Source organism: Bradyrhizobium sp. SHOUNA76 (assembly GCF_023006445.1).
Taxonomy (GTDB): Bacteria; Pseudomonadota; Alphaproteobacteria; order Rhizobiales; family Xanthobacteraceae; genus Bradyrhizobium.
Window position 1 is genome coordinate 1 of record NZ_JALBHA010000306.1, and the last position, 7,922, is coordinate 7,922.

At 65.0% G+C, this 7,922-nt stretch carries 4 protein-coding genes and 1 pseudogene; 4 read left to right on the top strand and 1 reads right to left on the bottom strand.

The window, feature by feature from the left end; genetic code table 11:
* A pseudogene (locus tag MOV74_RS25325) lies at positions 1 to 221 on the top strand (GGDEF domain-containing protein); the annotation flags it as partial.
* Positions 222 to 357: 136 nt separating this feature from the next.
* Positions 358 to 2,286 carry an alkyl/aryl-sulfatase gene (locus MOV74_RS25330; RefSeq protein ID WP_246928902.1) on the top strand — a complete coding sequence of 643 codons (1,929 nt, stop codon included), beginning with the start codon at positions 358 to 360 and terminating at the stop codon, positions 2,284 to 2,286.
* A gap of 153 nt (positions 2,287 to 2,439) precedes the next feature.
* Here the strand turns inward: MOV74_RS25330 and MOV74_RS25335 are convergent, their stop codons facing one another.
* Positions 2,440 to 3,510, bottom strand: a complete 1,071-nt coding sequence (locus tag MOV74_RS25335) for a glycosyltransferase family 4 protein (RefSeq protein ID WP_246928904.1) — start codon at positions 3,508 to 3,510, stop codon at positions 2,440 to 2,442.
* Positions 3,511 to 3,781: 271 nt separating this feature from the next.
* On the opposite strand from MOV74_RS25335, the gene MOV74_RS25340 reads away from it, so the two are divergent.
* Positions 3,782 to 5,545, top strand: coding sequence for an ABC transporter ATP-binding protein (locus MOV74_RS25340; protein ID WP_246928906.1), 1,764 nt, complete (start codon positions 3,782 to 3,784; stop codon positions 5,543 to 5,545).
* A 58-nt stretch (positions 5,546 to 5,603) separates the two neighbouring features.
* Entirely contained in the window at positions 5,604 to 7,808 is a 2,205-nt protein-coding gene (locus MOV74_RS25345) for an amylo-alpha-1,6-glucosidase (RefSeq protein WP_246928908.1), read from the top strand.
* Positions 7,809 to 7,922: the final 114 nt, after the last annotated feature.

Here is a 7,922-nt window from a genome sequence, read left to right on the forward strand (position 1 = left end):
GGCTCGCGCTGCGTCCCTTCGCGGCGCTGCTCGATCTCGTCGCGATCGCCGCGCCCGCCGCGATCGCGACCTTCATGCAGCCGGATCTGCGCCACGTCGGCCTCTGGCTCCTCATTCTGATGGATGTGGTCGCGAGTTTCGAGATGGTGCGGCTGAGCTTCAACGCCTCGATCAGCCAGGTCACGCTGAAGCGCCAGTTCGAGCAGCTCGCGGCCGCATAAGCGCGCACATTCGGTGCCACCTTCTCCACAAGGGGAAAAACGAAGAAGAATCCACTGTCCTCGCGCCTCCGCCGGCGATGGCAATCGACCGCGGGATGCGGTTAGATGCCGCGCAACAGGGCGGGAGGATGCCAACATGACCGAACCCATCAGCGAGCCGAAGGACGCAACGCCCTCCGTCATCGCGCAGCAGAAGGCGATGCTGGACGCGCTGCCGTTTTCCGACAGGCGGGATTTCGACGATGCCGCCCGTGGCTTCCTCGGCACGATCGAGAACGCAGAGATCGCCAATCCGCAGGGGCGGACGGTCTGGAGCCTGAAGCCCTACGGCTTTCTCTCCGACGAGCAGGCGCCGCCCACGGTCAATCCGAGCCTGTGGCGGCAGTCGCGGCTCAACATGCATCATGGCCTGTTCGAGGTCGTGCCCGGCGTCTACCAGGTGCGCGGGCTCGACATCGCCAACATGACGCTGATCGAGGGCGACCGGGGCGTCATCGTGGTGGACACCCTGACCTCGATCGAGGGCGCGCGCGCCGCGCTCGAGCTCTATTTCAGTCATCGAGGTTCGAAGCCCGTCGCGGCGGTCATCTTTACGCACACCCACACCGACCATTGGGGCGGCGCGCGCGGCGTGCTGGAGGAGGATGCGCTGGCCACTGCCAGCGTGCCCATCATCGCGCCGAACCTGTTCATGGAGCACGCGGTCTCCGAGAACATCATCGCGGGACCGGCGATGCTGCGCCGGGCGCAGTACCAGTTCGGGCCGCTGCTCGCCAAGGGGACGCGGGGGCAGGTCGATTGCGGGCTCGGCAAGTCGATGGCGGCCGGATCGGTCGCGCTGCTGCGGCCGACCGACCTGATCATGGCGACCGGCGACAGGCGCGTGATCGACGGCGTCGAATTCGAATTCCAGATGGCGCCGAACAGCGAAGCGCCGGCGGAGATGCACTTCTTCATCCCGCGCTACAAGCTGTTGAACCTCGCCGAGAACTGCACGCACAATTTCCACAATCTGCTGCCGTTCCGCGGCGCCGACGTGCGCGACGCGCTGGCCTGGTCGAAATACCTGAACGAGGCCCTGCAGCTCTGGGACGGCAAGGCCGAGGCGATGTGCGGCCAGCATCACTGGCCGGTGTGGGGAGCTGAGCGCATCGGCACCATGATCCGGCAGCAGCGCGACCTCTACAAATTCGCGCATGACCAGACCATCCGCCTGATGAACCACGGCCTCACCGCGGCCGAGATCGCCGAGACGATCGAGCCGCCGAGGAGCCTGGAAGGCGCCTGGCACGGCCGCGGCTATTACGGCCACATCCGGCACAATGTGAAAGCGATCTATCAGAAATATCTCGGCTGGTACGACGCCAATCCGGTCAATCTCGATCCGCTGCCGCCGGTGGAGTCAGGCAAGAAGTACGTCGAGTATATGGGCGGCGCGAATGCGATCCTCGCACGGGCGCGCAGCGATTTCGACAAGGGTGAATTCCGCTTCGTCGCGCAGGCGCTCGGCCACCTCGTCTTCGCCGAGCCTGACAACCAGCCCGCGCGCGCGTTGCTTGCCGATACACTGGAGCAACTCGGCTACGCCGCTGAAAGCGCGACCTGGCGCAACGCCTATCTGTTCGGCGCGCAGGAGTTGCGGCAGGGCATGCCAAAGGTGCCGGCGCGCCCGCCGATGCCGCGCGAGACGCTGGCCGCGCTGCGCACCTCCCAGCTCTGGGACGTGCTGGGTATCCGTCTCAACGGCCCGAAGGCGGAAGGCAAGCACATCGTCTTGAACTGGAGCTTCTCGGACACAGGCGAGACCTTCGTGCTCAACCTGGAGAACTGCGCGCTCACTTACACAGAGGACGTGCAGGCGGAAGGCGCCGATGCCGGCTTCACGCTGGCGCGCTCCACGCTCGACGAGGTGATCGCCAAGCTGACGAGCTTTCCGGAAGCCGTCGCCGCGGGCAAGGTCAAGTTGTCAGGCAACCCGATGAAGCTCGCCGAGCTGATGGGCCTGATGGACGAATTTCCGAGAATGTTCGAGATCGTGGAGCCGAAACGGGCGGTGGTGAAGTAGGGGGTCGTGCCCCGGACGCAGCGCAGCGCTTCTTCAGCAATGCGCTGCTGAGCCGGGGCCCATGTTTCCGAGAGTACAGCCGGCCGCGTGGGTCCCGGCTCTGCGCCGCAACGCCAGGAGCGTTGCAGCGCGTCCGGGACACGAGAGATGCCCTTACTCCGCGCTGCTCACCAGCTTGATCCGCGGCGCCTGTTTCTCGGCGAGGCTGCGGTAGGCCGCGAGATAGTCCAGCGCCATGCGCCGCGCCGTGAAACGCGCCTCGAACTGCTTGCGGATCGCGGCGCGATCGAGTTGGGGAAGGCGGTTCACCACCCCCGCGGCACTGATGACGTCCTCGACGATGAAGCCGGTGAGGCCCTCGTCGATGATCTCCGGCACCGAGCCGCGGTTGAAGGCGACGACCGGCGTCCCGCACGCCATGGCTTCGATCATCACGAGGCCAAACGGCTCCGGCCAATCGATCGGCAGCAGAAGTCCGAGCGCGCCGCTCAGGAAATCCGACTTCTCGTGATCGCTGATCTCGCCGATAAACTCCACCAGCGGATTGTTCTCGATCATGGGCCGGATCAGCTCGTCGTAGTAATCCTGATCGGCACGATCGACTTTGGCTGCGATCTTCAGCGGAATGCCGCAATGGGTCGCGATCTTGATGGCGCGGTCGACCCCCTTCTCGGGCGCGATGCGGCCGAGCACGGCGAGATATTCCTGTTTCGCCGGCCTCGGCGTCAGCAGGTTCTCCGGAAGACCGTGATGAATCGTCGTCACCCAATTCGCCTGCGGCACCGGCCGCCGCTGCGCATTGGAGATCGAGATCACCGGCATCTTCGAGAAGGTGTTGAAGACCGGCTGATGCTCCGGCAGGTCGAGCCGGCCGTGCAGCGTGGTCAGGAACGGCGTCGGCTGCCGGTGGAACAGCGACCAGGGATAGTAGTCGAGATGGAAGTGGAGGAAGTCGAACTCCTCGTCGTCACATTTCTGCCGCACCCGCTCCAGCAGAACCATATGCAGCGCATTAGGGTCGCGCACGGAACCGTCGAGACGGAGCGCCCGGGGCCACAGCGCGTCCAGCTTGCCTGACGTCTGCGAATCGCCGCTGGCGAACAAAGTCACATCGTGCCCAAGGGCCACCAACTCTTCCGTCAACCAATGCACCACCCGCTCGGTGCCGCCATACAGCTTGGGTGGAACAGCCTCCGTCAACGGAGCTACCTGCGCGATGCGCATCTCACCATCTCCTCTGCGATCATGAAGTTGAACCCCCGCCAGTACGGCACCGGCATGCCAGACAAGGGAACGTTCCCGCAGTTGCGAAGTTCCTTCCTGCGAACGTTACATATTCGACACGTCCGCGGGCCGTCTCGATGCTGCCACTACATCTTCTCAGATCGTCCGCATCCGCATGTCGTGATCGCCCGGCTCGGGAACCGAGCGAGGAGGTCGATGTTCAAGTCGATCAGTAACAAAACGAAAATCAGCATAACGGGGCGATAGCCATATGGATCAGCTTTCTGGATACGCGCGCAGGCCATTCGCCTTTGTCTTGCGCTATCTCCGGCGTCGTCTCGCGTCGCATCTGGTGATCCTGACCGCCGTCGTGGCAGCCGTTGCCTGCTCCGTAGGCACGCAGTACGGCGTCAAGTCGCTGGTCGACAGCCTCTCCGCGGGACCATCGCATGGCGGGAACGTATGGCTGGCATTCATTTTACTCATGTCGCTGATCACCGCCGACAACTTCCTGTGGCGGATCGCGAGCTGGACGGCGAGCTTCACCTTCGTTCGTGTCACGGGTGATTTACGCCGTGACATATTTCGTCATCTGACCGGGCACGCGCCGAGCTACTTCTCCGACCGGATGCCAGGCATGCTGACGAGCCGCATCACGGCGACGTCGAACGCGGTGTTCACGGTCGAGAACATGTTCGTCTGGAATGTGTTGCCGCCCTGCATTGCCACAATTGCGGCAATCGCCCTGATTGGAACCGTCAGCCCTTACATGGCGCTTGGCCTGATCGTGATTGCCGGCGGCATGGTGGTTGCGATGTTCCATCTCGCCGCCGCGGGCAAGCCGCTGCATGACGACTTCGCCGACAAGGCCGCCGTGGTCGACGGCGAGATGATCGACGTCATCAGTAACATGCCGCTGGTGCGGGCCTTCTGCGGCATCGGCCACGAGCACGAGCGGTTCGATGCGACCGTGAACCGGGAGCTGACCGCACGAAGCCGCAGCCTGCGTTATCTGGAAAAGCTGCGGTTGTTGCATGCCGCTGTGACCGTGCTTTTGACGATCGCGCTGATGGCCTGGGCCGTCACGCTCTGGCAGAAGGGCGAAGCGACCACCGGCGACGTCGTGCTGGTCTGTACGCTTGGCATCTCCATCCTGAGCGCCACGCGCGATCTCGCGGTGGCGCTGGTCGACGTCACCCAGCACGTCGCACGTCTGACCGAAGCGATCGCGACGCTGCTGGTGCCGCACGAATTGCGCGATCACCCCGAGGCGGAGCCGCTGGTGAAGAGCGGCGCGGCGATCGCGTACAACAATGTCACCTTCGGCTATCCCGGCGGCGAGAAGATCTTCGAGCGCTTCAGCCTGCGCTTGCAACCCGGTCAGCGCGTCGGCCTGGTCGGCCAGTCCGGCGGCGGCAAATCGACGCTGTTCACGCTGCTGCAGCGCTTTTACGATACCGACGAGGGCAGCATCACCATTGATGGACAGGACATCTCGAAGGTCACGCAGCTGAGCCTGCGCGAGGCGATCTCCGTCGTGCCGCAGGACATCTCCTTGTTCCACCGGTCGATCCGCGAGAACATTCGCTACGGCCGCCCGAACGCGACCGACGACGAGGTACTGCGCGCCGCGATCGCCGCGCGCTGCGATTTCGTCGAGAGCATGCCGGATGGTCTCGACACCATGGTCGGTGACCGCGGCGTCAAGATGTCGGGCGGCCAGCGCCAGCGCATCGCGATCGCGCGCGCCTTCCTGAAGGACGCGCCGATCCTGCTGCTGGACGAGGCCACCGCGGCGCTCGACAGCGAATCGGAGGAGGCCATCCGCGAGGCGCTGTCGCGCCTGATGCGCGGCCGCACCGTGATCGCGATCGCGCATCGCCTCGCGACGCTGCGCAATTTCGACCGTGTGGTGGTGCTGAAGAATGGTAAGATCATCGAGGACGGCGCGCCGGACCGCCTGATGCAAGGCCACGGCCCCTATCGGGAATTGGTGACGCAGGAGATGAGCCGGCTCGCGAAGTTCGCGGCGTAAATCCAACAGTCGCGTTCGCGTTGGTTGCGTTTCGAAACAAGGCGCAGGGGAGCAGCTCATGGCAGCCGAAGCCGTAACCCAGATCATCTCCGTATCGCAGACGGTGGACGCCGTCGCGGAGCAGACGTTCTACATCCCGATGACTGGGCCCGCGGCACGACCGCGGCGGTCCCTCAAGCACGACGACATGTTCATCGTGCTCGACAGCCATGGCGACATCGGCGCCTCCGCCGGCGGGCCGGACGGACTGTTTCACTACGACACGCGCTATCTGGCGCGGCTGGAGCTCGTGCTCGACGATCTCCAGCCGCTGCTGCTCGGTTCCAATTTGCGCGACGACAATTCGGCGCTGACCGTCGATCTGACCAATCCGGATATCTACCGTCAGGGCCGCCTGGTGTTTCAGAAGGACCTGCTGCACATCGTGCGCACGATCTTCCTGTGGCGCGGCACCGCCTATCAGCGCATCGGCGTACAGAACCATGGCGACGCGCGCGCCAGCTTCGAGTTGACGCTGCTGTTCGATAACGATTTTGCCGATCTGTTCGAGGTCCGCGGCGAGCGCCGGCCGCGCCGCGGGACCGGCACGAGCAAATTGCTCGGGCCGACCGACGTGCTGTTCGAATATCGCGGTCTCGATGACACCGAGCGCACCACGGCGCTGCATTTCGACCCGCGTCCGACGCGGCTGTCGGTCAATGCCGCGACCTGGCAGCTCGAACTGGATCCGCATGAATCGGCATCGCTGTTTGTCGCCGTGTCCTGCAACCGGCCGATCGCAGAGAAGCCTGCGCGCTTCTTCAGGGGCTTGCTCGCCCATCGCCGCGAGATGCGCCAGTCCACGATAGGCGCCGCCAGCATCGAGACCTCCAACAACATCTTCAACGAGGTGCTGTGCCAGGCGATGGCCGACCTCAACATGCTGATGACGGAGACGCCGCAGGGACGTTATCCCTATGCCGGCATTCCCTGGTACTCGACGACGTTCGGCCGCGACGGCCTGATCACTGCGCTCCAGATGCTGTGGGTCGATCCGCGCGTCGCCAAGGGCGTCTTGCGCCGGCTTGCGCATTTCCAGGCCAAGGCGATCGATCCGCACGCCGATGCCGCGCCCGGCAAGATCCTGCACGAAATGCGCGGCGGCGAGATGGCGGCGTTGGGCGAGGTGCCGTTCTCACAATATTACGGCAGCGTGGATTCGACCGCGCTGTTCATCCTGCTCGCCGGAAGCTATTTCGAACGCACCGGGGACGAGGCCACGTTGATCGAGCTTTGGCCGGCAATCGAGGCGGGTCTGGCCTGGATCGACGGCCCCGGCGATCCCGACCAGGACGGCTTCGTCGAATACCAGCGCGCGACCGAAAAGGGCCTGGCCAACCAGGGCTGGAAGGATTCGTATGACGCGATCTTCCACGCCGACGGCCAGCTCGCGGAAGGCAATATCGCACTCGCCGAAGTCCAGGGCTACGTCTACGCCGCCAAGCAGCTCGCCGCGCGTTGCGCCTTGCGGCTCGGCAATCCGGACCGTGCGCGCAAGCTCGAGGCCGAGGCCAGGGCGCTGGCCGAGCGCTTCGAGACGGCGTTCTGGTGCGAGGAGCTCGGCACCTATGCGCTCGCCCTCGACGGCAAGAAGCAGCCGTGCAAAGTGCGGACCTCGAACGCCGGTCAGGTCCTGTTCAGCGGCATGATCCGCGAGGACCGCGCCCGCCTTGTCGCAGCCGATCTGATGCGGCCGCATTTCTTCTCGGGCTGGGGCATCCGCACCGTCGCGCAAGGCGAGGTCCGTTACAACCCGATGTCCTATCATGACGGGTCGATCTGGCCGCACGACAACGCGCTGATCGCGCTCGGGCTTGCGCGCTACGGCCTCAAGCACTCGGTGGCGCATGTCTTCAAGGGACTGTTCGACGCGGCGACCTACATGGACCTGCGCCGGTTGCCCGAATTGTTCTGCGGCTTCCGGCGCGAAAAGCGGCGCGGCCCGACGCTCTATCCGGTCGCCTGTGCGCCGCAGGCCTGGGCCAGCGCGACGCCGTTCACACTGCTGGAAGCGGCCCTCGGCCTCGAATTCGACGTGGTGCGCGGCGAAATTCGTCTGCGCAACCCGCATCTGCCGACATTCCTCCACGAGGTGATCCTGCGCGACCTGCGCCTGGGCGAGTCCAGCGTCGATCTTCGCGTCAGCCGCCACGGCGACGACGTGGCGCTGGAGGTGTTGCGCACGCGCGGCCAGATCCAGGTCTCTATCGTGCTGGCGCGCTAGCGGCGCGCAAGGAGGGCGTCATGCGTGCGATCGGAGCATTGATCCTTGGCATAGTCATCGCCGCGAACCTGGCGGTCGCCACCTCGCGTGCCGCAGACGAGCCGCCCGCAGGCC

What these genes read in the sequence shown, in the direction of transcription:
- MOV74_RS25340 (WP_246928906.1), top strand. Translation starts at nt 3,782, where the DNA reads ATGGATCAGCTTTCTGGATACGCGCGCAGGCCATTCGCCTTTGTCTTG.
- MOV74_RS25345 (WP_246928908.1), top strand. Translation starts at nt 5,604, where the DNA reads ATGGCAGCCGAAGCCGTAACCCAGATCATCTCCGTATCGCAGACGGTG.
- MOV74_RS25335 (WP_246928904.1), bottom strand. Translation starts at nt 3,510, where the DNA reads ATGCGCATCGCGCAGGTAGCTCCGTTGACGGAGGCTGTTCCACCCAAG.
- MOV74_RS25330 (WP_246928902.1), top strand. Translation starts at nt 358, where the DNA reads ATGACCGAACCCATCAGCGAGCCGAAGGACGCAACGCCCTCCGTCATC.